The organism is Pseudomonas sp. BIC9C, from assembly GCF_034541995.1.
Classification (GTDB): Bacteria; Pseudomonadota; Gammaproteobacteria; order Pseudomonadales; family Pseudomonadaceae; genus Aquipseudomonas; species Aquipseudomonas fluorescens_CC.
The window spans coordinates 26,209-50,418 of record NZ_JAWDGM010000006.1; the positions used below are offsets into that span (position 1 = coordinate 26,209).

The 24,210-nt window shown below is 59.0% G+C and carries 18 protein-coding genes and 1 pseudogene; 8 read left to right on the forward strand and 11 right to left on the reverse strand.

What is annotated here, in order from left to right:
• Positions 1-3: 3 nt before the first annotated feature.
• Both RS887_RS23880 and RS887_RS23885 read right to left on the reverse strand, forming a co-directional pair.
• Positions 4-963 carry an AAA family ATPase gene (locus tag RS887_RS23880; RefSeq protein WP_007994509.1) on the reverse strand — a complete coding sequence of 320 codons (960 nt, stop codon included), beginning with the start codon at positions 961-963 and terminating at the stop codon, positions 4-6.
• 306 nt (positions 964-1,269) lie between these two features.
• On the reverse strand, positions 1,270-1,623 hold the full coding sequence (locus tag RS887_RS23885) for a hypothetical protein (RefSeq protein ID WP_322617321.1): 354 nt from the start codon (positions 1,621-1,623) through the stop codon (positions 1,270-1,272).
• Positions 1,624-1,962: 339 nt separating this feature from the next.
• Here RS887_RS23885 and RS887_RS23890 point away from each other — a divergent pair, with 339 nt between their 5' ends.
• Both RS887_RS23890 and RS887_RS23895 read left to right on the forward strand, forming a co-directional pair.
• Positions 1,963-3,810: a S8 family peptidase gene (locus RS887_RS23890; protein ID WP_322617322.1), complete on the forward strand. Its 1,848-nt coding sequence runs from the start codon at positions 1,963-1,965 to the stop codon at positions 3,808-3,810.
• A gap of 608 nt (positions 3,811-4,418) precedes the next feature.
• On the forward strand, positions 4,419-9,311 hold the full coding sequence (locus RS887_RS23895; RefSeq protein ID WP_322617323.1) for an NAD-glutamate dehydrogenase: 4,893 nt from the start codon (positions 4,419-4,421) through the stop codon (positions 9,309-9,311).
• 163 nt (positions 9,312-9,474) lie between these two features.
• Here the strand turns inward: RS887_RS23895 and RS887_RS23900 are convergent, their stop codons facing one another.
• The 4 genes from RS887_RS23900 to RS887_RS23915 form a co-directional block, all read right to left on the reverse strand.
• Positions 9,475-10,185 carry an ATPase gene (locus tag RS887_RS23900; RefSeq protein WP_322617324.1) on the reverse strand — a complete coding sequence of 237 codons (711 nt, stop codon included), beginning with the start codon at positions 10,183-10,185 and terminating at the stop codon, positions 9,475-9,477.
• Between the two features lie 228 nt (positions 10,186-10,413).
• Positions 10,414-10,833: a cupin domain-containing protein gene (locus RS887_RS23905; RefSeq protein ID WP_322617325.1), complete on the reverse strand. Its 420-nt coding sequence runs from the start codon at positions 10,831-10,833 to the stop codon at positions 10,414-10,416.
• Positions 10,834-11,052: 219 nt separating this feature from the next.
• Positions 11,053-11,346 carry an antibiotic biosynthesis monooxygenase family protein gene (locus RS887_RS23910; RefSeq protein WP_111287197.1) on the reverse strand — a complete coding sequence of 98 codons (294 nt, stop codon included), beginning with the start codon at positions 11,344-11,346 and terminating at the stop codon, positions 11,053-11,055.
• 123 nt (positions 11,347-11,469) lie between these two features.
• On the reverse strand, positions 11,470-12,903 hold the full coding sequence (locus tag RS887_RS23915) for a PLP-dependent aminotransferase family protein (RefSeq protein WP_322617326.1): 1,434 nt from the start codon (positions 12,901-12,903) through the stop codon (positions 11,470-11,472).
• 203 nt (positions 12,904-13,106) lie between these two features.
• On the opposite strand from RS887_RS23915, the gene RS887_RS23920 reads away from it, so the two are divergent.
• The 4 genes from RS887_RS23920 to RS887_RS23935 all read left to right on the forward strand — a co-directional run bounded on the left by RS887_RS23920 (position 13,107) and on the right by RS887_RS23935 (position 15,925).
• Positions 13,107-13,547: a carboxymuconolactone decarboxylase family protein gene (locus RS887_RS23920; protein ID WP_322617327.1), complete on the forward strand. Its 441-nt coding sequence runs from the start codon at positions 13,107-13,109 to the stop codon at positions 13,545-13,547.
• 73 nt (positions 13,548-13,620) lie between these two features.
• Positions 13,621-14,601: a LysR family transcriptional regulator gene (locus tag RS887_RS23925; RefSeq protein ID WP_322617328.1), complete on the forward strand. Its 981-nt coding sequence runs from the start codon at positions 13,621-13,623 to the stop codon at positions 14,599-14,601.
• 187 nt (positions 14,602-14,788) lie between these two features.
• The gene (locus RS887_RS23930; RefSeq protein WP_322617329.1) at positions 14,789-15,310 is read left to right on the forward strand and encodes a GNAT family N-acetyltransferase; all 522 of its coding nucleotides are present in this window, start codon (positions 14,789-14,791) and stop codon (positions 15,308-15,310) included.
• Positions 15,311-15,430: 120 nt separating this feature from the next.
• Positions 15,431-15,925, forward strand: coding sequence for a hypothetical protein (locus RS887_RS23935; RefSeq protein ID WP_322617330.1), 495 nt, complete (start codon positions 15,431-15,433; stop codon positions 15,923-15,925).
• Between the two features lie 21 nt (positions 15,926-15,946).
• On the opposite strand, the gene RS887_RS23940 is transcribed toward RS887_RS23935, so the two are convergent.
• Entirely contained in the window at positions 15,947-16,168 is a 222-nt protein-coding gene (locus RS887_RS23940) for a cbb3-type cytochrome c oxidase subunit 3 (protein ID WP_322617331.1), read from the reverse strand.
• A complete protein-coding gene (gene ccoN / locus RS887_RS23945) occupies positions 16,168-17,595 on the reverse strand; it encodes a cytochrome-c oxidase, cbb3-type subunit I (RefSeq protein ID WP_322617332.1) in 1,428 nt (475 codons plus the stop codon). Before ccoN ends, RS887_RS23940 begins: the two co-directional genes overlap by 1 nt.
• 362 nt (positions 17,596-17,957) lie before the next feature.
• On the opposite strand from ccoN, the gene RS887_RS23950 reads away from it, so the two are divergent.
• Complete coding sequence (locus RS887_RS23950) at positions 17,958-19,631, forward strand: nitrite/sulfite reductase (protein ID WP_322617333.1); 1,674 nt, start codon at positions 17,958-17,960, stop codon at positions 19,629-19,631.
• On the forward strand, positions 19,628-20,110 hold the full coding sequence (locus tag RS887_RS23955) for a DUF934 domain-containing protein (RefSeq protein WP_322617334.1): 483 nt from the start codon (positions 19,628-19,630) through the stop codon (positions 20,108-20,110). The genes RS887_RS23950 and RS887_RS23955 overlap by 4 nt, the downstream gene beginning before the upstream one ends.
• A gap of 42 nt (positions 20,111-20,152) precedes the next feature.
• On the opposite strand, the gene RS887_RS23960 is transcribed toward RS887_RS23955, so the two are convergent.
• The 3 genes and pseudogenes from RS887_RS23960 to RS887_RS23970 form a co-directional block, all read right to left on the reverse strand.
• Positions 20,153-20,653 (reverse strand): hypothetical protein, encoded by a 501-nt coding sequence (locus RS887_RS23960; RefSeq protein WP_322617335.1) that lies wholly within the window; start codon positions 20,651-20,653, stop codon positions 20,153-20,155.
• Between the two features lie 277 nt (positions 20,654-20,930).
• Positions 20,931-23,297 (reverse strand): tetratricopeptide repeat protein, encoded by a 2,367-nt coding sequence (locus RS887_RS23965; protein ID WP_322617336.1) that lies wholly within the window; start codon positions 23,295-23,297, stop codon positions 20,931-20,933.
• A gap of 226 nt (positions 23,298-23,523) precedes the next feature.
• Positions 23,524-24,141, reverse strand: a pseudogene (locus tag RS887_RS23970) (spermidine synthase); the annotation flags it as partial.
• Between the last annotated feature and the right edge of the window lie 69 nt (positions 24,142-24,210).

The following is a 24,210-nucleotide window of genomic DNA, read 5'->3' on the forward strand; positions in this document are numbered from 1 at the left end:
GGGTCAAGCGACGGCTACGACGTCGAGAATCCGCTGGACCACCCGGTCCTGATCGATGCCAGCGGCTTCGGCTTCAAAGGAAAGAATGATGCGATGGCGCAGCACGTCGAACAGCACCGCCTGGATATCTTCCGGGCTGACGAAATCACGTCCGGCCAGCCAGGCGTGGGCGCGGGCGCAGCGGTCCAGGGCAATCGAACCGCGCGGGCTGGCGCCGTAGGCGATCCACTCGGCCATCTCCGGATCGAACTTGGCCGGGGTGCGGGTGGCCATGACCAGTTGCACCAGGTATTCCTCCACGGCGTCGGCCATGTACAAGCCGAGGATTTCCTTGCGCGCGGCAAAAATCGTCTGTTGGGTAACCCGACGCTCTGGCTTTGCTTCGCCGTTCAGGGCTTCTCCGCGGGCTTGCTGCAGAATCCGGCGCTCGACAGTGGCATCGGGAAAGCCGATTTTCACGTGCATCAGGAACCGGTCAAGCTGGGCTTCGGGCAGCGGATAGGTACCTTCCTGCTCGATGGGGTTTTGCGTGGCCATCACCAGGAACAGCGGCGACAGCTCATAGGTGCTGCGTCCGACACTGACTTGCCGTTCGCCCATGGCTTCGAGCAGGGCCGACTGAACCTTGGCCGGGGCGCGGTTGATTTCGTCCGCCAATACCAGGTTGTGGAAGATAGGGCCTTGCTGGAACACGAAACTGCCGGTTTCCGGGCGGTAGATTTCCGTACCGGTAATGTCGGCCGGCAACAGGTCGGGGGTGAACTGGATGCGGTGGAACTGGGCTTCGATGCCTTCGGCAAGTTCTTTGATGGCCTTGGTCTTGGCCAGGCCAGGGGCGCCCTCGACCAGCATGTGGCCGTCGGCGAGCAGGGCGATGAGCAAACGCTCTATGAGTTTTTCCTGGCCGAGAATCTGCGTTGAAAGAAAGGTTCGCAGCGCGAGCAGCGCTTCACGATGTTCCATCGATGACTGTTCCTGCAAAAGGGTGGCCGAGGACGCTCGAAATGCGCCAGGGCTGGGGGCGTTACTTTAATCCATCGCGGGGGGCGGCGACTAACGGCATTTTGTGCAAAGTGCAGGAAATGATGGGCGAAGCTGTTTGAAACACGAAGGCAAGCAGGTGCGTAGTGTTCTTGCGAGCGTCATCGCGGCGATGCGGCGACCCGACAAGCCCGCTCCCACAAGGAACGCAGGTGGACTGCAATCTTTGCAACGCATCAAAACCCTGTGGGAGCGGGCTCGCCCGCGATGGGGACCGCCCAGACTCTATCAGAGCTCGCTGATATAGGTCCCGGTCCCCTTGAGAATGTTCTGCAACGTCTCTTCCACCTCGGCCAAATCACTGGTTTCAGTGCTGTGAGTGATTTCCAGCACATCATCCCCATTCAAGGCATCGGCATCCGCCGCCGCGATTTCAATCAACAGGCGGGTAGGGCCGAGCGTGACTTTCACGCCCTCAAGGGTCGACGGTTCGCCGTCGAGGGTGATTTCCAGCTCGTCTTCATCCGGGTAGCGGCTCATCAGGAACATTTCGCCCTGTTCGCTGTGGCAGCAGAGCATGGCCATGTTGTCTTCTTCTTCGTCGCACGGGTTGACGATCAAGAGGGCGGTTTTCATTTTCATGGGGATTTCCTGGCTTGACGAGCACTGTGAAGACAAACAAGAGCGCGATTCTGCCAGTCTTTTAAAGTTTCTGCTCGGCTACGGGCGGTGTGTTTTGTCGCAGCAATAACAACGAGGTACACCTGCTCAATCATTATCCACCCTGAACGCTAATGACCAGAAGAGTTGACCAGCTGTCGGCACTGTAATTTCTGACAGTAGCCACTCCTTGGATTAAAGCATTACCTGTCACCCAAGCAATCACTAGCTATCGGGCTTGCTGTTTGTTATGCGACTCGGCCTCAGTGCATGCGGGAGGTATTTGATGATTACAGGGGATACTTACAGGAAGGTATAAAAATGAAAATGATTAGCATGTGGTGCGGCGCAGTGCTCTTTGGGGCTGCCTCATTGTGTTTGCCGGTGTACGCGGCTGCGCCTGATTATTCGCATTTGATTTTTTTAGCCAAAGACGGCGTTTCCAGTTTTGACGGCCAGGAAAATACTTCTGGCAGTCATCAAACTTTAAAGGCGCTGAAGCTTCTTGTGCCACATATGAAGGCCCTGGTGCCTTCTTCCATGGCTGGAACTAACGAGGAGCGACATGCGTTACAAAGACACCGTTTGGATCGCTATTTTATAGTAGATACCCACACGCTGACTGAAAAACAGGCAGAGAAATTGATCGAGCAATTAAAGCAGAATCCATTGGTCGAGTGGGCTGAGTTTGAGCCGCGGGCGGATGGTATGGAGATGGATAACGGCTCGCCCATTGTGGATGTTGTACAAGAAAATATTCCAGATTACACCGGGCAACAAAATTACTTGCAAGGACCAACTGCCGTTCCACCCTATAAAATCGGTGGTGTGAATGCAGTACAAGCCTGGAAAATTGCTGGTGGTAAAGGTCAGGAAGTACGGGTGGTATCTTCTGAAGCATCTCATTGGTCGTACGACCATGTCGATTTACCGAAACCTTATCTGGAAATTAACGATAGTGCCACCGCAGGGCACCATGACACCGCCAGTGTGGGCACTATTGCCTCTCAAGAGAATGGCTTTGGCACTACCGGCATTGCACCTTTTGCAAAGTTAGGTTTTGCGCAGTGGAATCTGGCACGACTGGTAAAGCTTGCGGAGCAGCTGCACGCGGGGGATGTAGTGCAGATAGGCGTGCAGTACCGCTACGTCCCTGTTGACGACGAAATGGACTGTGCGGACACCTGTTATGTGCCTGTGGAGTTCTACCGTCCAGCACGCGACACAATTGCCTACATGACAGAAGAAAAGGGCGCGCATGTGGTGATGGCTGCGGCTAACGGAAATGTCAATTTGGATCATCCGTATTTAAAAGATTACTTTGATCGAAACCTTTTCGATTCAGGTGCAATTTATGCGGGTGCCGTTGAACCCAAGACCGGCCTCAGGGCGAGTTATTCCGATTATGGAAGTCGCGTCGATTTATTCAGCTGGGGGGGTAATGTCACCACAACCTCATGGACCGAAAGTAACCCAACCACGGCTTATGTCCATACATATAGCGGCACTTCTTCAGCGAATCCAATCATTGCGGGGGTGCTTGCTTCTTTACAAGGGGTAGCCCGTGCCAATGGCCTGGGCAATATTCCACCGAAAGTACTCCGCGAACTCCTCGTCGAAACAGGCTACCCCCAGATCAACGGCAATCGGACAGAAATCGGGGTTCAACCCGATCTGGACGCCGCCATCAAAAAAATGCTGGCAGACGGGGCCGACAAACCGCCTACAGGACGGCTTGCGCTGCCAGAGGAAGTTGCATCGGGCGAGACGTTCAGTGCACATGTCTATGCGGAGTCGCCCACAAACAAACCACTGACTTATCGTTGGACTGCAACCGGATTTGTGCCTCCGACAGGTAATACGGAATCGATGTCCTTCAGAGCACCGACAGTCACTACCGACACCAGAGGTACCCTTTCTGTGGATGTGTCTGATGGTACCCATACCATTAATCTAGCGGAGCCTATCACTATCAAAGCGCCTGCCGGGGGAGGTGAGTGCGGCGACATCCCGGCGTGGGATGCCGGCAAAGTTTACGCAGTCTACGGAGAAGAGGTCGCGTACAAGGGGAAGAAGTACAAACAGAATTTCCACAACCTCAATAAGCAACCAGACCTCCATTCAGCGGCGTTTGGTAAAGAATGGCAGCTTGGGGATGATTGCCCATGACAAGGTAATTGGCGGATATGTGTTATTGCCTAAACCGAAATCTTGAACTGGCGGGGAGCACTAAGGGATTGGTGAATCCGCCAGCAAGCTTCATCAGTACATTGTTGTAAAGCACTGCATCGTTTGTCACCGCTCCCTTGGCGGTTATTCACAGTCTCTTCCCTCCGGACCTCTGCTTGCTCGAGTGTCTGCGGCCATGTCATGAACACTCAGTGTGTTGCCGGTCATTTCTGGTACTGACGTACCGTAAAGCCGGACGGAAAACCGTCATTTTTCTGTGCGGATGCTAGTGTTGTTCGATGCGCATGCCTTGAGCTGCGTGCCGGTGACCGAATATGTCGCAGCATCGCAAGCACGGGCCTTGCCGCACTCGTTAAGCTGCGCAACGGATGAGCACCTGTAAAGGCATTGCGCTGAAGGCAGCCCAGTCGTTTTTGCAGATGCCCATTCATGGAAGGTGAATGTGACCCGAGTGTCTCGTCCAGCTTCACCCACCTGTCGCCCTGTTTCCTCTGCCCGAGAATCAGGAACAGGGTGACGGGTAGCCCCGAAAAGGGGTTTTGCACGCGACGCTTCCATCAATAACAAGCCCAAGCGGAGTACCACAGATGGCGTTCTTCACCGCAGCCAGCAAAGCCGACTTCCAGCACCAACTGCAAGCGGCACTGGCGCAGCACATCAGTGAACAGGCACTGCCACAAGTGGCGCTGTTCGCTGAACAATTCTTCGGCATCATTTCCCTTGACGAACTGACCCAACGTCGGTTGTCCGACCTCGCTGGCTGTACCCTTTCTGCGTGGCGCCTGCTTGAGCGCTTCGATCACGCGCAACCGCAAGTGCGTGTCTTCAACCCCGATTACGAACGCCACGGCTGGCAGTCGACCCACACGGCGGTCGAAGTGCTGCACCACGACCTGCCATTCCTGGTGGACTCGGTGCGTACCGAGCTCAATCGTCGCGGCTACAGCATCCATACCCTGCAAACCACCGTACTGAGCGTGCGTCGTGGCAGCAAGGGCGAGCTGTTGGAAATCCTGCCGAAGGGCACCCAGGGCGACGACATTCTGCAAGAGTCGTTGATGTACCTGGAAATCGACCGCTGCGCCAATACCGCCGAGCTCACTGTCCTGAGCAAAGAGCTGGAGCAGGTGCTCGGTGAAGTTCGCGTTGCCGTCGGTGATTTCGAGCCGATGAAGGCCAAGGTCCAGGACATCCTGACCAAGCTGGACAACAGCCAGTTCGCCGTCGACGCCGACGAGAAGAGTGAAATCAAGAGCTTCCTGGAATGGCTGGTGGGCAACCACTTCACCTTCCTCGGCTACGAAGAGTTCGTGGTCAGCGACGAAACCGATGGCGGCCACATCGTTTATGACAAGGATTCCTTCCTTGGCCTGACCAAACTGCTGCGCGCCGGCCTGACCTACGATGACCTGCGCATCGAAGACTACGCCGTGAACTACCTGCGCGAACCGACCCTGTTGTCGTTCGCCAAGGCCGCCCACCCAAGCCGTGTACACCGTCCGGCTTACCCGGATTATGTGTCGATCCGCGAAATCGATGCCAACGGCAAGGTCATCAAGGAATGCCGTTTCATGGGCCTGTACACCTCGTCGGTGTATGGCGAGAGCGTGCGGGTGATCCCGTACATCCGCCGCAAGGTCGAGGAAATCGAACGCCGCTCCGGCTTCCAGGCCAAGGCTCACCTGGGCAAGGAACTGGCGCAGGTGCTCGAAGTGCTGCCGCGCGACGATCTGTTCCAGACCCCGGTGGACGAGCTGTTCAGCACCGTGATGTCGATCGTGCAGATCCAGGAACGCAACAAGATTCGCGTGTTCTTGCGCAAAGACCCGTACGGCCGTTTCTGCTACTGCCTGGCCTACGTGCCGCGTGACATCTATTCCACCGAAGTACGGCAGAAGATCCAGCAAGTACTGATGGATCGCCTGAAAGCGACCGATTGCGAGTTCTGGACCTTCTTCTCCGAGTCCGTGCTGGCCCGTGTGCAGTTGATCCTGCGAGTCGACCCGAAAAACCGCCTCGACATCGACCCGTTGCTGCTGGAAAAGGAAGTGGTGCAGGCCTGCCGCAGCTGGCAGGACGATTACGCCGCCCTGACCATCGAAAGCTTCGGCGAAGCCCACGGCACCAACGTGCTGACCGACTTCCCGAAAGGCTTCCCGGCCGGTTACCGTGAACGTTTCGCAGCCCACTCGGCTGTGGTCGACATGCAGCACCTGCTGAGCCTGAACGAAAAAAATCCGCTGGTGATGAGTTTCTACCAGCCGCTGGGCCAGGTTTCCGGCCAGCGCATGCTGCACTGCAAGCTGTATCACGCCGATACTCCGCTGGCACTGTCCGACGTCCTGCCGATCCTGGAAAACCTTGGCCTGCGCGTGCTGGGTGAGTTCCCGTATCGCCTGCGTCACAACAGTGGCCGCGAGTTCTGGATTCACGACTTCGCGTTCACTGCCGCCGAGGGCCTGGAACTCGACATCCAGCAGCTCAACGACACGCTGCAGGACGCCTTTGTCCACATCGTGCGTGGCGATGCCGAGAACGACGGGTTCAACCGTCTGGTACTGACTGCAGGCCTGCCATGGCGCGATGTGGCGCTGCTGCGTGCCTACGCCCGCTACATGAAACAGATTCGTCTGGGCTTCGACCTGGGCTACATCGCCAGCACCCTGAACAACCACACCGACATCGCCCGCGAGCTGACGCGGTTGTTCAAGACCCGCTTCTACCTGGCGCGCAAGCTGTCCGGCGACGATCTGGAAGACAAGCAGCAACGCCTGGAACTCGCGATTCACAGCGCCCTGGACGACGTACAGGTACTGAACGAAGACCGCATCCTGCGTCGCTACCTGGACCTGATCAAGGCCACCCTGCGCACCAACTTCTACCAGACCGATGCCAACGGCCATAACAAGTCGTACTTCAGCTTCAAGTTCAACCCGCACCTGATTCCCGAGCTGCCGAAGCCGGTACCGAAGTTCGAAATCTTCGTGTACTCGCCACGTGTCGAAGGCGTGCACCTGCGCTTCGGCAACGTTGCTCGTGGCGGCCTGCGCTGGTCCGACCGTGAAGAAGACTTCCGTACCGAAGTCCTGGGCCTGGTAAAAGCCCAGCAAGTGAAGAACTCGGTCATCGTGCCGGTGGGCGCGAAGGGCGGCTTTCTGCCGCGTCGCCTGCCACTGGGCGGCAGCCGTGACGAGATCGCGGCCGAGGGCATCGCCTGCTACCGCATCTTCATTTCCGGCCTGCTGGACATCACCGACAACCTGAAAGACGGCGCCCTGGTGCCGCCGGCCAACGTCGTGCGTCATGACGACGATGACCCGTACCTGGTAGTGGCCGCGGACAAAGGCACTGCGACCTTCTCCGACATCGCCAACGGCATCGCCATCGACTACGGCTTCTGGCTGGGTGATGCGTTTGCATCCGGCGGTTCGGCCGGTTACGACCACAAGAAAATGGGCATCACCGCCAAGGGCGCGTGGGTTGGCGTGCAGCGCCACTTCCGTGAGCGCGGCATCAATGTCCAGGAAGACAGCATCACCGTGGTCGGTGTCGGTGACATGGCCGGTGACGTGTTCGGTAACGGCTTGCTGATGTCCGACAAGCTGCAACTGGTCGCAGCGTTCAACCACCTGCACATTTTCATCGACCCGAATCCGGATCCGGCATCGAGCTTCGCCGAGCGTCAGCGCATGTTCGACCTGCCGCGTTCGGCCTGGTCTGACTACGACACCAGCATCATGTCCGAAGGCGGCGGCATCTTCTCGCGCAGCGCGAAGAGCATCGCGATCTCCCCGCAGATGCAAGAGCGCTTCGATATCGAGGCCGACAAGCTGACCCCGACCGAACTGCTGAACGCCTTGCTCAAGGCGCCGGTGGATCTGCTGTGGAACGGCGGTATCGGTACTTACGTGAAAGCCAGCAGCGAAAGCCACGCCGATGTCGGCGACAAGGCCAACGATGCACTGCGCGTGAACGGCAACGAACTGCGCTGCAAAGTGGTGGGCGAGGGCGGTAACCTCGGCATGACCCAACTGGGTCGTGTGGAGTTCGGCCTCAATGGCGGCGGTTCCAACACCGACTTCATCGACAACGCCGGTGGCGTGGACTGCTCCGACCATGAAGTGAACATCAAGATCCTGCTCAACGAAGTGGTTCAGGCCGGCGACATGACCGCCAAGCAACGCAACGAGTTGCTGGCGAGCATGACCGACGAAGTCGGTGGCCTGGTGTTGGGCAACAACTACAAGCAGACCCAGGCCCTGTCCCTGGCAGCCCGTCGTGCCTTGCCGCGGATTGCCGAATACAAGCGCCTGATGAACGACCTGGAAGGCCGTGGCAAGCTGGACCGTGCCATCGAGTTCCTGCCGGCTGAAGATGCGATCAACGAGCGTATCGCTGAAGGCCATGGCCTGACCCGTCCCGAGCTGTCGGTGCTGATCTCGTACAGCAAGATCGACCTCAAGGAGCAGTTGCTGGGCTCCCTGGTGCCGGACGACGACTACCTGACCCGCGACATGGAAACCGCTTTCCCGCCGACCCTGGTGAGCAAGTTCTCCGCGGCGATGCGTCGTCACCGTCTGAAGCGTGAAATCGTCAGCACCCAGATCGCCAACGATCTGGTCAACCACATGGGCATCACCTTCGTTCAACGACTCAAAGAGTCGACCGGCATGAGCCCGGCGAACGTGGCCGGCGCCTACGTGATCGTGCGTGACATTTTCCACCTCCCGCACTGGTTCCGTCAGATTGAAAACCTGGACTACAAGGTTTCCGCCGACGTGCAACTGGAGCTGATGGACGAGCTGATGCGCCTGGGCCGTCGCGCCACGCGCTGGTTCCTGCGTGCCCGTCGCAACGAGCAGAACGCTGCCCGTGATGTCGCGCACTTCGGTCCGCATCTGGCGGCGTTGGGCCTCAAGCTCGACGAATTGCTCAGTGGCGAGATCCGCGAAACCTGGCAGACCCGTTATCAGGCGTACGTCGAAGCCGGTGTGCCGGAGTTGTTGGCGCGCATGGTGGCTGGCACCACGCACCTGTATACGCTGCTGCCGATCATCGAGGCTTCCGACGTGACCGGCCAGGATCCTGCCGACGTGGCCAAGGCGTACTTCGCCGTGGGCAGTGCGCTGGACATCACCTGGTATCTGCAACAGATCAGCGCTCTGCCGGTGGAAAACAACTGGCAGGCCCTGGCCCGTGAAGCGTTCCGTGATGACGTCGACTGGCAGCAACGTGCGATCACCATCTCGGTCCTGCAACAGGGCAACGGCACCCAGGACGTCGAAACACGCCTGGAACTGTGGATGGAGCAGTACGAAGGCATGATCGAGCGCTGGCGCGCCATGCTGGTGGAAATCCGTGCCGCAAGCGGCACCGACTACGCCATGTACGCGGTGGCCAACCGCGAACTGCTGGACCTGGCGTTGAGCGGTCAAGCGGTGGTGCCTGCCGCCGTCGCCGCCGAGCTGGAACCGGCTTGATCAGGCGTTGAATGAAAAAGCCCCGCATCGAGTGATGCGGGGCTTTTTTATTTTTCTGCTTTCGGGTCGAGCCCCTTCGCGAGCAGGCTCGCTCCCACAATGGTTTTACGTCATACACAGAACCAATGTGGGAGCGAGCCTGCTCGCGAAGGGGTAATCGATATCAATACAACTTTTTGCTTGATTGACTATTGATCATCGATACATTACTTGTCGGACTGGTCAATAAATTGCTGAGCGATTGATCAAACTTCTGTAGCGCCCTTACTTGCACATTCTGCTGTTCGTTAATGTCTGCAACTATCTCTTCGCTGCGTTTAAAGTCCGCCCACACGGGGCTGAGCGCTCGGGCGTCATGCCCTTGTGCAGTACCGATGTAGTTAAAGTTCTTGTCGTAAAAATCCGCACTGACATCTGCCTTGATGTCTGAACTGCGCGACGTCATCAGCTGACTGCGGGTATCGACCACTGCCATCACATCCGGCTTCGCCGCCCTGAGGCTTTGCATGTCCGGGTATACAGTGACCGAACCGAATTGTCGTTGCAGGGAGGCCTTGACCCAGTCCACTGCCAGATCGGGCCTGGAAGTGGCGACGTAGGCATCGTGAATCGGCTGCACCAGCAGGCTCTGGCCGAAACCGGTGCCGGCGTTGGCCTGATAATCTCGCAGGTAAGCACGGTTGGCCTGGGTGTTCTGGCTGTAGACAATGCCCAGTGAGACATGGCTGCCGTTGGGAACACTCGTGGCACTACTGCGGCCAACCGGTTCGGTGAAGAGGCCATTCAATGCAGATACGGATGAAGGTGCGGTGGGAATCGAACAGCCGGTTATCAAGACAGTCATCGTCAAGGTACTGGCAAGCGCAAGTTTCATGGTGTTTCTCCAGTGAAACAACTTGAGTCGGGAAGTTATAGTTGCCGGAGTGTTCGGCAGTTGTTCCAGACTAAACCTGACGTGCCTGATTGAAATAGCCAATTTCCGTAATTGTCTGGCGGCCAATAGTTTTATTGGGTTTAAAAGTGTGCAGTTAATTGCTGTGAGAAATAAAAACGCCCGATTCAATGATTCGGGTGTTTTTATTTATGGATATACCTTCAGCCATCAGTTTTCCAATGGGATCAGCACTTGCTCGTCCGGCGACAACACCATGAACACCAACAACCTGGCAGGTTTGGTGGCGCTGGCGTTTTTCGAGACCAGGTGCTCCGAGCCGGCAGGCTCGTACCAATACTGACCTGCCTTGTAGGTGACCGCTTTTTCACCCTTTACCTGGGAAGTGATTGCCCCTGAAAGAACGTAGGCCATGGCCGTGCCTTCGTGCTTGTGAGCGATGGACGACTGGCCGGGCTTGTAGTCGACTTCGATCATCAAGGCTTTTTTGCCCGGGACGTTTTTCAACATCTGGTCCTGCAGCACCGTGACCTTTTCTGAAGGGCCACCCGCTTCATGAGCGAAGGCCGAGGCGCAGAAGGTCAAGGTCAGGGCAGCGAGGGGAGCGGTACAGAAGCGCAAAACGTTCATGGATCATCACCTGTGGTGGGGTTGGTTGTCAGGGACAATCTAGTTCGCTGCGCAGGGCAATCAAACAGCCAATATTCGGGAAGGACAGGGGACCAATCAGATAAAAGAACTGTAGGAGCGAGCTCGCTCGCGATGGACGCGAAAACGCCGCGAACAGCCAGTAAGCACGCGTTATCGTTGACGACCATCGCGAGCGAGCTCGCTCCTACAGGGGGGGGCTTAGCGGATCGGAAAGCTGTTGAAGTCGACGGCATTGGCCAATTGGCAATCGATCAAATCGATGAAGCCTTGAGCCTGGGGACTGTTGAAATGCGATCGCATGGCCGCTTCCGACTGCCACTGGGCGCTGACTGTCCAGCGATTGCTGTCCTCGGGGCAGCGGTCGACCATATAGGACTCGCACCCCGGCAGTTCGCGCAGGGTTTCGACGATCTTTTGCAGTTGCCTGCCCAGTTCGTCCGAGCGGCCGGCGACGGCCTGCACCTCTACGGTATTGATCGCTTTGTTGAACATTGCTCACACTCCTGAATCAGGCCGGACGTATCCTGCTCATTGAGGGATAACGCCTATGCAGGATAGGCCTGCACCCGGGGACCACCAATAGCCAATCGCCGGATAAAGCCGCAGTCCAATCTGTCAGGCAACTTGTTGCAAAATATCCCGCAAACGATCCAGGGCGATGTCGATGTCCAGGGTTTCAATGGCGCCGAAACCGAGGAAAAACCCGGCCTGCGGGGCTTGCTGATAGAAAAAGCTGTCGATGGCATAGAGCCCGACTTCGACTTTTTTCGCCAGTTCGATCACCAATGGAATATCCATCGGCACTTTGCACAGCACCACCATGTGAAAACCGGCCATGGTCGGTACCGCTTCAAGCCACGGCGCCAGATCACCGGCCATGCGTGCCAGGATTCGTTCGCGTCGACCGGCGTAAATCGTGTGGCAGCGTCGGATGTGCTTGAGCAGGCAACCTTCGGCGATGAACTTGGCCAGCGCCCATTGGGGCAGGGTGGAGGTGTGCAGGTCGGTCAGCTGCTTGGCGCGCACCACCGCATCGAGAATGGCCGGAGGCAGGATCGCGTAGCCCAGCCGCAGCTCCGGCAGCAGGGTTTTCGAGAAGGTCCCGACGTAGGCGACAATCCCGCGCTCATCCATGCTTTGCAGCGAGTCCGTCGGACGTCCTTCGTAGCGGAATTCGCTGTCGTAGTCGTCCTCTATGATGATCGCGCCCAGTTCATGGGCCCTGGCCAGCAGCGCAACGCGGCGCTCCTGGCTCATCGGCATGCCCAGCGGGAATTGGTGGGAAGGGGTGACATAAATCAGCCGTGTCCCAAGGGGAATCCTGTCCACCTGGATGCCCTCGGCGTCCACCGGCACTCCGATCACCGTGGCACCGTGGGTACCGAACAACAGGCGTGCCGGTGGATAACCGGGATCTTCCATGGCGACGATGCTGCCTGGGCGGGTCAGCACCCGGGAAATCAGGTCCAGGGCCTGCTGTGCGCCGTTGCACACCACCACGTCTTCGTCCTGGCAGTTGACCCCGCGAGAGAACGCGATATGCCGGGCGATGGCATTGCGCAGGGCCGGCAACCCCTCCGGCAGGCTGTAGAAGCCCTTGGAAGCGGCGATCTGGCGCAAGGCGTGGGAAGTGCAACGCCGCCAGTCGTCCTGGGGAAACTGGCCCTTGCTGGTGGCGCCGCCGATAAAGTCGTAGCGCAGCGAGCCTTCCAGGGTCGGGTGACGCAGAAACACCGGCAGGTTGCGCCAGGATTCGATCACCTCGTAACCGGCCAGCTCCGAAGGGTTCTGCTTGCGCTCGACTTTCGACACCCGCGCGTTGACGTAGGTGCCTTTGCCGATCACCCCGGTGAGGAAGTTTTCGTAGGTCAGTTGGGCGTAGGTATCGGAAATGGTCTTGCGCGAAATGCCCAGCTGTTCGGCCAGCAAGCGGCTCGGTGGAAGTTGCGTCCCTGCTGCCAGACGACCGGATTCAATGGCGCTGCGCAGTTGGTTGTACAACTGGCCCGCCAGATCCTTGCGGCCGTTGATGACAACATGTAGTTCCATACCGGCAAGGCTCCCTGGTTGAACGAGGCAAAGACTGTGCGCCAGATTACCCGCATGAGCCGCCACGCAGAAGTTGCGTGGCACAAAAACCGCCAATTGGCGTACTTTTCGCTGGTCCACGGATTTTTCGCCGAATTGGATCTGTAACGTTGCTGTACCAACGCCTACCTTGGACAGACCTGTCCGATCCATGAGGCCGCTCCATGACACCCCGTCTGGATTACTACAGCGCTTCCCCCAAAGCGATGAAAGCCATGATCGCCATGGAGGCCCTGACCAGCAGTTTGAGCATCGAACCGGCGCTGCTGCACCTGATCAAGATCCGCGCTTCGCAGCTTAACGGCTGCGCGTTCTGCACCGACATGCACTCGGTGGATGCAAGGCGCCTGGGTGAGAGCGACCGGCGTCTTTATTCCATTGTGGTCTGGCGTGACAGCAATTTTTTCAATCCGCGGGAAAGAGCCGCGCTGGCCTGGACCGAGGCGGTCACCTTGCTCTGCGAAAGCCACGTGCCGGACGATGTCTACGACCAGGCCCGGGAGCAGTTCAATGAAAGCGAAATGGTCGACTTGACCATTGCCGTCACCACCATCAACAGCTGGAATCGCCTGGCGGTGAGCTTTCGCCAGACACCCAGCGCCTGAGTCCTTGTCACAGCAGGTTCATGAACGATCCGCAGGATAGAGCGGTCAGTGTCAGATCGACAGGGAGTCCTCGATGTCATTCATGGAAATCAGCGCCCACCAGGGGGCTGTCGAGTATCGCGTAGCCATCGATAAAAATCCGTCCTGGCGTCAGCTGGCAGCGGCTATCGATCCTGAACCGGCGCAGTGTTTCATCGTTAGCGTCCGTTGCGGTTGCTTCATGCAGGCCGCCCGCAGTCTCAACATCAAGGCCACCCGCCTGCGCAGGCAACTGGTGTTGCTGGAGACGCAGCTCCAGTGTCCACTGTTCACTCATTCAGACAATGGTTTCAGCCTCAGCCGCGATGGCTTGCGCTTGCACGCACAATTGATCGCCCTGGCCCATGAGCGCGATTTGCCGGTGATCGAACAGCCGTTGATTCGGCTGGCCGTGGCGGATTCGATCCTGCATGACATTCTCGGACGCGACCTGGTAGCACTGCTGCGGCGCAACGCCAGCGTGCGGCTGGACATCATCACGCTCGACAGCGAATTGTCATTGCAAGCGGTCAGCGCCGACGTCGTGGTGTGGCTGGGCGAGAGCGGATCGCCGTTACCGGGGCCGAGCTTTGCCACCACTGAACCACGACTTCTGGCGCGACTGGATTACCTGCCGCACATGGCCAAGCGCTACTCGCGGGTTACCTCCAGGCCGGAATGCCTGGATGACCTGGCCGATTTTCTCCTGGTGCAATGGCGGCAGGACTGCCAGGTTGAGAGCTTCCGGCCGTGGAATGCACTGGTCGATCAGCGCCTGGCCGGAGCGGTGCAGCTGCAATCCTGGGAGTTGATGCTGGAGATGATCCGTTGCAGTGCCTGCATCGGCCTGCTGCCGCACTACATGAGCCACTTCGACCGCGGCCTGATTGCCTTGCCAAGTCTGTTTGGCCAGCCCATGCAGCGTCAGGTGTGGATGGCGGTCAACGCCCATTCCGAGCACGACGCGCAGGTACGGATGATCGCCGAGTTGATTGAAAACACCTTCAGCGAGCGCCGGGAGTGGTTCGAAAGTTGAGCGAGATCCAACTGTGGGAGCGAGCCTGCTCGCGATAGCGTCAGCCCAGTAAAATTGATGGCGACTGACACTCTGCTATCGCGAGCAGGTCGGATCGCCGCACCGTCGCACCCACATTGGTACTCGCCACACTGGAAGGTAGCGTTATAGAGTGAACGGCCATGTCTGCTTCAAGGATGATTCACCCATGCCAGCCACTGACCCCGTCATCACGCTCGAGCGCTTCAACGAGTCCCACATCGAAGGCATCACGGCGCTGTACAACGCCCCGGAGATCGCCCGGCAGACCCTGCAAATGCCGTTTCAGTCCACCGAACTCTGGCGCAGTCGCCTGGCGCTGGATAACGAACGCCTGGTGAAAGTGGTGGCCCTGCATCAAGGCACGGTCATCGGCAACATCGGCCTGGAGCAGTTCTCACGCATTCGTCGCAGTCATGCCGGCAGTTTCGGCATGGGCGTTGCGGTGGCGTGGCAGGGCAAGGGCGTGGGCTCGAAGCTGCTCGCGACGGCGCTGGATATCGCCGACAACTGGATGAATCTGCAGCGCATCGAGCTTTCGGTGTATGCCGACAACGAAGCGGCCATTGCGTTGTATCGCAAATTCGGCTTCGAAACCGAGGGCCTGTTCCGTGATTACGCCGTGCGCGACGGCGTGCTGGTGGACACCTTGAGCATGGCGCGCCTGCGTCGCCCGCCCAAGACCGGTTGAGTCACTCGTCCAGGGCGAACACCGCCGCCGACGTACCTCCCGGCTGTTAGTCGCGCACCGTCATCACGCATCTGCCATGCTCAATGTCCGTAGCACCGCTGCAATCAAAGGAACACCGCAATGGATGACGTACAGCAACTGGGCGAAATGCTTCGCCACTACGCCGAAAGCGAAGCCCACAAGAAGCCAGTGTTTGAGTCGCAGTCGGCGGAATGGGCGACGCGCATTGGTGACCTGTTCGATCAGATCCAGCAGTGGCTGGAGCCGGTGCAGGCCCCCAACCTGCTGGAGGTGAGTCGCGAAGCCTATGTCGCCTCGGGCCCGAGCATTCCTGTCGAGACATCGCCATTCAAGACCGAGAAGCTGTCCATCGTGATTGTTGGCAAACCGGTGGAGTTCGTGCCGGACGTGATGGGATCCGGCGGACAGATCTCGGTGGCCGTGATGGGCTTTACGGCTGCGCGCTACGGCAGTGTTTCGCTCGTGTGCCTGCCACCGTCCAATGCCTGGCAATGGCGCAAGACCAACGGCTTGAAGGATCCGGACATCTTTGTCTTCGATGGGGATTTTCTGGCGCAGCAGTTGCAGAGCCTGATTCCTCGGGAGCGCGGATAACCCACATTGATGGGTAGTGCATCAGATATCGAGGTTGCCCCAGCCTGATTTCAGCTCCGGCGGGGCAACCGCTTTCACGGTCTTCCCTGTCGCCAACTCCACCCGCCGTGCCACTTGCGGATCATCGGCAAACGGAATCAGGCTCGCCTCTTCAAGACTCTCGGCGGTCTGGTGCTTCAAGCAGTATTCGACCGCCAGCCATAGACTCGCCACTCCCAGTACATTCAGCGCAAGCTCGATCATCAGGCTATCTGCGCCTCGCGCTGTGCCATTTTCAGGTCCGACACCCATACCGTGCGCCACACGTTGTACGCCATCAGCAACATGCCACCGAGGAAGAACACGCCGCCGATGAAACGTACCAGGAAACCCGGATGGCTGGCCTGGAGGGCTTCGACGAAGGAATAGGTCAGCGTGCCATCGTCGTTGATCGCCCGCCACATCAGGCCTTGGGTGATGCCATTGACCCACATCGACGCGATGTACAGCACCGTGCCGATGGTCGCCAGCCAGAAGTGCAGGTTGATCAGCGGCGTGCTGTGCATCTGCGCTCGGCCGAAGACTTTTGGCACCATGTGGTAGGTCGCGCCGAAGGTGATCATCGCCACCCAGCCGAGGGCACCGGCGTGTACGTGGCCGATGGTCCAGTCGGTGTAGTGCGAGAGGGCGTTGACCGTCTTGATCGCCATCATCGGCCCTTCGAAGGTCGACATGCCGTAGAACGCCAGGGATAGCACGAGAAAGCGCAGGATCGGGTCGGTGCGCAGCTTATGCCAGGCGCCCGAGAGCGTCATCATGCCGTTGATCATCCCGCCCCAGCTCGGCGCCAGCAGGATCAACGACATGGCCATGCCCAGCGACTGCGCCCAGTCCGGCAGCGCGGTGTAGTGCAAGTGGTGCGGGCCGGCCCAGATGTACAGGGTGATCAGTGCCCAGAAATGCACGATGGACAAGCGATAGGAGTACACCGGCCGCCCAACCTGCTTGGGCACGAAGTAGTACATCATCCCGAGGAAACCGGTGGTCAGGAAAAACCCCACCGCGTTGTGCCCGTACCACCACTGGACCATGGCGTCGGTGGCCCCGGAATACACCGGATAGGACTTGAACCAGCTCACTGGAGTCGACAGGTGATTGACCACGTGCAACATGGCGATCACTACGATGAACGCGCCGAAGAACCAGTTGCCGACGTAAATGTGTCTGGTCTTGCGCTGCACAAGGGTGGTGAAGAACACGATGGCGTAGGCTACCCAGACCACGGTCATCCACACCGCGCCGGAGAACTCGATCTCGGCGTATTCCTTGGTGGTGGTATAGCCCAGCGGCAGGCTGATCAGCATCACCACTATCACCGATTGCCAGCCCCAGAAGGTGAACGCGGCGAGCTTGTCGGAGAACAGCCGCACCTGACAGGTACGCTGTACCGCGTAGTAACTGGCGGCAAATTGCGCGCTGCCGGCAAAACCGAAAATCACCAGGCTGGTGTGCAACGGGCGTAACCGGCCGAAGGTAGTCCACGGCAGGTCAAGATTCATCTGCGGCCATACCAGTTGCGAGGCGATCCACACTCCCATCGCCATCCCCACGACGCCCCAGAAGACAGTCGCCACGACGAACTGACGCACGACCTTGTAGTTATAGGCCTGACTGATAGTAGTTGTGCTCATGCTCAATGCTTCCACGGTTGCAATGCCGTGCACTGTAAAAACGCCGGTAAAAACAAAACAGACTCAGGGTAAGTTCATTTGTACGGATCAGATACTTCGGCATTCCTGTGGCTGTCCACCGTGTTCTGATACGGTTTTTTAGAGTTCAAGTGAATCTGTAACGTACTGCACCGCAAGCTCATAGTCGTTACCTCGAAACGAGCCGCAGAGCCCGACTTGCGCCCCCCTGCAGGAGCGAACCCTGCTCGCGATGGACGTCAACGAAAACGCGAACTTCCTGGATAAACGCGTCGCCTTTGACTCCATCGCGAGCAGGGCTCGCTCCTACAGGGTTCTGTGCCTAATCCTGATGAGGTAGCCAGATGTATCAGTACGACGACTATGACCGGGCGCTGGTGTCCGAGCGGGTTGCGCAGTTTCGCGATCAGGTCGAACGTTTCATGGCCGGTGAACTGAGCGAGGAAGAATTCCTGCCATTGCGCTTGCAAAACGGTCTGTACATGCAGAAACACGCCTATATGCTGCGGGTGGCCATTCCCTACGGCACGCTGAGCGCCCGGCAGATGCGTACGCTGGCGAGCATCGCCCGGGATTACGATCGCGGCTACGGCCACTTCACCACCCGGCAGAACATGCAGTTCAACTGGATCGAACTGGCCCAGGTGCCAGACATCCTTGAGCGCCTGGCCCAGGTGGAAATGCACGCGATCCAGACCTCAGGCAACTGCGTACGCAACATCACCACCGAAGCCTTTGCCGGGGTCGCCGCCGACGAGATGATCGACCCGCGCCCCTTGGCGGAGATCCTGCGGCAGTGGTCGACCATCAACCCGGAATTCCTGTTCCTGCCCCGCAAATTCAAGATCGCCATCTGCTCGGCAGAGCAGGACCGTGCAGCGATCATGATGCATGACATCGGCCTGTATCTTTATCCCGGCGACAGCGGGCAAATGCTCCTGCGGGTGATCGTCGGCGGCGGTCTGGGGCGCACGCCGATCCTCGGCTTGCAGATCCGCGAAGGCTTGCCATGGCAACATTTGTTGTCCTACGTCGAGGCGGTGCTGCGTGTGTACAACCGCCATGGTCGACGTGACAACAAGTACAAGGCGCGGATCAAGATTCTGGTCAAGGCCCTGGGCATCGAAGCTTTCGCCCGGGAAGTGGAGGATGAGTGGCAGTACCTCAAGGATGGCCCCGCGCAACTGACCGACGCCGAATTCGAGCGTGTGGCCAGTGCGTTCGTCGCACCGCCATATCGTGATCTGTCCGACACCCATCTCGATTTCGGCACGCACCTGGCCGAAAATCCGACGTTCGCCCGCTGGGTGCAGCGTAACGTGCAGCCGCACAAAGTACCCGGTTATGCCAGCGTCGTGCTGTCGACCAAGCCCGGCATCGCTGCGCCACCGGGCGACGTGACGGACACGCAGATGGAGGCGGTTGCCGAATGGTCCGAGCGCTTTGGTTTCGGCGAAATCCGCATTGCCCATGAACAGAACATCGTCCTGCCGGACGTGCCCAAGGCCGAGCTGTTCGCACTATGGTGCCTGGCCTGCGAACACAATCTGGGCAGCGCCAACATCGGTTTGCTGACCGACATCATCGCCTGCCCCGGTGGCGATTTCTGTGCGCTGGCCAATGCCAAGTCGATCCCCATCGCCCAGGCCATTCAGGCCCGCTTCGAAGACCTCGACTACCTGCATGACCTGGGTGACATCAGCCTCAACATTTCCGGCTGCATGAATGCCTGCGGTCATCACCACATCGGCAACATCGGGATTCTGGGTGTCGATAAAAACGGCAGCGAGTGGTACCAGATCACCCTCGGTGGCGCCCAGGGCAAGAACAGCGCGCTGGGCAAGGTCATTGGCCCGTCCTTCAGCGCCGCGCAAGTGCCCGAGGTGATCGAACGCATTGTCGACACCTTCGTGCGCTATCGCGAGAGCGAGGAAGTATTGGTCGACACGTTGCAGCGTATCGGCCTGGAGCCTTTCAAGGAGGCGGTTTATACGCAAGCGCTGGAGGTTTCGCCGTGAACAATCTGTTGCGACTGGAAAAGGGTGAGGCACGCATCGATGCGGATGATCCGTGGATGCTGGTTCGGGATCTGGCACCGCCATCGCCAGTGGGCAAGGCGATCCTGCCGCTGGCCCGCTGGCTGGAAAGTCCACAGCGAAATGCGGTGTGGCTGGGGCCGGACGATGAGGTGGAAGCCCTCAAGCCCTGGTTTGATCAATTGCCACTGATTGCCCTGGATTTTCCGAGTTTTCGCGATGGGCGCGGTTACAGCCAGGCGTATCTGCTGCGCACACGACTGGGCTGGACCGGGGAGTTGCGCGCCATCGGCGATGTCTTGCGCGATCAACTCAGTCACATGCGCCAATGCGGTTTCGACAGCTTTACCGTGCGTGAAGACAAATCCGCAGAAGATGCATTGAAGGGATTGGCGGGGATGAGCGTGTTGTACGGGCGTTCGGTGATTGAGCCGCGGCCGTTGTTTCGTCGGCGGGGCTAGAGCAAAGGGCGCATCCCGAACGGCGGGATGCGCCGGGTGCTGTCAGTTGATGCGAACCAGCGTCGCGCGCTGGGTTGGCGACAGCTGATCGATTTCCAGCAGTGTCAGGTTTTTTGCTGCTTCGCCGGCCAACGGACTGCCGAGGTTACCCGTGGCGTTCTCGGGAAGTTTGTACATTGCGCCGGTCATTGGATCGACTACCAGCATGCCGATCAACCCGCCAAGCAGGATGTTGCCCCAGTACCAGCCGCTCATGCTGGTATCCAGAGTGGTACTGGCATCGGCATAACCCTCTTTCTTGAAGGTGATGGTGTAGGCCTCACCCTTGAAGTAGCCACGACCGGAAGGCAGTGTCACGGTGTTGGGCGTGGAGCCGTTATGTACGACGACACCGGCTTTGTTGGTAATGGTGAAGTTGGCGCCGCTAGGCGTGCTCGATACGTTCACCGGGTATTTGCTGTCACCGACGATGCTTGCACAGCCCGAAGTCAGGAGTGCTGTGGTCAGGGCTGTAACGGTGAACAGCTTGCGGAGAGCTTCCATGGTTGATCCTTGCGACCGGTCATTGCCGTCATTGGCCGAGGCGTGTTTCATGTCGCCTCGAAATCTAATGGGGGGAGGTTTTTCAAGCGCCGCGAACCTTATCACTAGTGGCGTAGTGATATCACTAAAAATCTGAGGGGTTCGCATTGTTTGCTGACCGATACAGGGCAAACGGGGAAGTGACATGTCTGGGATGGGCGTTGCTCGCACGGCCGTCTTCACGGGCAAGCCCGCTACCAAAGGGTTGCCTGTGAAGGGGCGTCCGGTTCAGCCCCGATCATTTCAACGCCGGGTCCCCCATGTTCATTTTCTTCCAGCCCTGCAACAGCACTTGCGCCTTGGGTTCCTGGCCGTTGTCCAGGTAATACTGGATCAGTGACAGCCGTGCATTGCGGTTGGTTGGTTGTTCTTTCAACAGCCGTTCCAGTTCTGCGCACGCCTCGTCGATCTTGCCGCTGTCATGCAGGGCCACCGCCAGTACATAGCCGAACTGTCCGCTCTGTGGTTCCAGTTGCGCGGCCTTGTGCAGGTACGGCATGGCTTGAGCGGTTTGGCCCGCACGAATCAGCGCCAGGCCCTGGGTGTGTTGCAGCAGGCCTGAGTCGGGGTGGTCCGTGAGGCTTTGCGCCAGCAGGGCATGGCCTTCCTGGCTGCGGCCGTTGGCTTCCAGCCATTGCACCAGGGTGACCAGCGCCGGGAAGAAATCCGGATCGCGTTGCAGGGCCGCGCGCAGGAGTCCTTCGACTTCGGCACTGCGTCCGCTGGCCTGATACAGCATCGCCAGATTAAGGTTCGCTTCGGCGCGTTCGAGCAGGTTTTTCTGCACTGCCTCGTATTCGGCGATGGCGGCATTCCAGCTGTCCTGAGCCGTGCCCAGGCCGTTGCGTGCCACGCTGAGCAAATCCCGGGCGGCGGCGATGCGCACGGCTTTCACCGGGTCACTCAACAAGGGTGTCAGCAGCGGCGCGCGTTCCAGTGGCGGCAGGAATGCGCTAAGCGCGTGTATGGCGCTCTCACGTACTTGAGGCGCCGGGTTGTTCAGGTCCCTGGTGGCCAGTTTCAACGCTTGCTCGCTCGGATACAGCGACAATTCGCCGAGTAGCGTCGCGCGCTGGATCGCCGGCAGATTGCTGCGTTGCAGTTGCTCGAACAACGCCTGCGCCGCACCCGGTTGGCCGTTGCGAATCAGCCACAGGCTTTCGTCGTAGCGAGGGGCTTGCACCGCGCTGGCGTTGGCGGTGTTCCACAGCTTGAACTGTTCGGTGACCTTGTCACCGGCTTTGCCTTGGTGGCAGGTCAGGCAGGCGTCAGGCGTACCCAGCTTTTTCGCCCGCTCGGGGTTGGGAATGCTGAAACTGTGGTCATGCCGCCAGTCGTTGCCCATGTAGAACTTGCCGGGCATGTGGCAATCCACACACTGCGAACCCGGTTGACCCATGGTGTGGCGGGTGTGTTCGATGGAGTCGTAGTTCTTCGCTTGCAGGCCCTTGCCGTCGACGCCTTCCACGGTGGTTTTGCCGACGGTGTTATGGCATTGCAGGCACAGACTATTGCCTGGCGCCTTTAGCTGCGTGCTGTGCGGGTTGTGGCAGTTGCTGCAACGTACGCCCTTGTCGAACATTTTGCTCTGGGCGAAGGAACCGTGCTCGAACACCTCGTCCTTGATCTTGCCGTCCAGTGCGTACAACTCACGGGTCAGGGGGCTCGGCAGGTAATCATCCATCAGGCGCTTGCCAACCGTGAAACCATCCCCCAGCGGCGCGCGGCGCGAGTGGCAGCGGGCGCAGGTTTCGATTTCGACGGTGGCGTTCCTGTCCTTGAGGTCGACGGCAAATCCGGCATGGAGCAAATCGCTTTTCTTCGCCGTCCATTCCAGGTGGTCGGAGGCCGGACCGTGGCAGGCCTGGCAACCGACACCCAGGCTGTTCCACTGACTGTCGAAGGTGTTTTTCGCCGTGTCGAAATTGCGCTTGTAACCGGTGGTGTGGCACTCGACGCACATGAAGTTCGCGTTCTGGCTCGGTTTGCTCCAGTGCAGCGGGTCCTTGAAGGTCACGCCCTGACCCGGATAGAGGTGAAACCAGCGCTGCTTCTCGGTATCCCAGGCCACGCCCAGGGCCTGCAAGCGACCGTCGCCGACCTCGATCAGGTATTGCTGCAAGGGGGCGATACCGAAGGTGTAGGCGATCTTGAAATCCGCGTTTTTGCCATCGATGCCGGGGGTATTGACCCAGAACCCGTCGTCCTTGCGCGAGAAACGGGTGGTTTCGTTTTCCGCCTTGAACGTGACGTTGTTGAAGTTGCCAAGCAGGGTGTCGGCGTTGGCCTCCTGCATCGCCAGTTGGTGATGGGAGCCTTGCCAGTCCTTGACCTGCGCATTGTGGCAGCCCTGACACTGTTGCTCGTCGACCATTTTCGCCGGTGCCACGGCAACCGGTTGAGGTGGTGGCTTGACGGGTTGAACGACCGCTGTACTTACGGGCGCATAGGGCACCGGGACCGGTTTGCTGCTGAACAGGAACCAGCTGATGCCTGCGACGGCCAGTAGCAGGATGCCGATGGTGACAGGGAACAGGTAACGATAGATCAGGGTCGGTTGCGAATCAGGGTTTGGGGTCAACGCTTTGTTTTTATGTTTTGGCATTGCGACTTCCATGGTCCAGGTGCGATTGCCTTGCGGCGCGCGTTGAAGCTCGATGCAGCTTTGCCGGATGGCTGGTGTGTGTCAAATGACATTGTTTTGAGGCTGATGGCCCCTTCGCGGGCAAGCCCGCTCCCACAGGGTTTATGTCGTGCCCAAATTCTGTGATCGACACCGAACCTGTGGGAGCGGCGGTGCGACGTTTCGACTTGCCCGCGAAGGCGTCAAATCATTCTCCGCCAAACCACCGGTAATACGGATTCCCCGCATCCCCGCGCATCACCTCGCGCATATCCCTGGCCCAGGCCTCACGGTCACCATCGTACGCATGCAGGCTCGCCCGATAGAACTGCATCAGGCGTTGTTGCTGGGTGTTCATGCGCTCGATGAACCCGGCGTCGGCGTTCAGCAGTGCTGGCGGCTGGTGCAAGTCCAGCAGGGCCGGCAGCACCCGGGTGATCTCCCTGGCCCGCACCCAGGGGGCGTATTCGATACGCGGTTGATCGTCAGTCACCGGTTGCGCGTCTGCGGCGAAGCGTTCCAGGCCGCTGCGGTCGGTTACCCAGGTCGCGAGCAGCGCAGCGGCCGAGCCGATGCCGACATCCTGCAAGGTGCTGCGAACCGTGTCTTGCTGGAAGCGTTGGCTGATTTTTGCTGCATCCAGTTCGATCGGTTCGAGCGAGCCTACCAGCAGCATCTCGTGGAACTCACTGGTCCACACGCTGGCGTAGGGGAAGACATCGAGGAAACTGCGCACCAGCGAGCGCGAATCGTCGATGTTCTGTGTCGGCAGCGGCAGCCACTGGGCGACCAGACCCTGTTTTTGCAAACGGCTGGCAGCCAGTCGAAGGGGTTGAACCCTTCAAAAGTCGGGAGGGGATCGCTGCTGTAATGAACAAACCCGCCATTTGCGCAA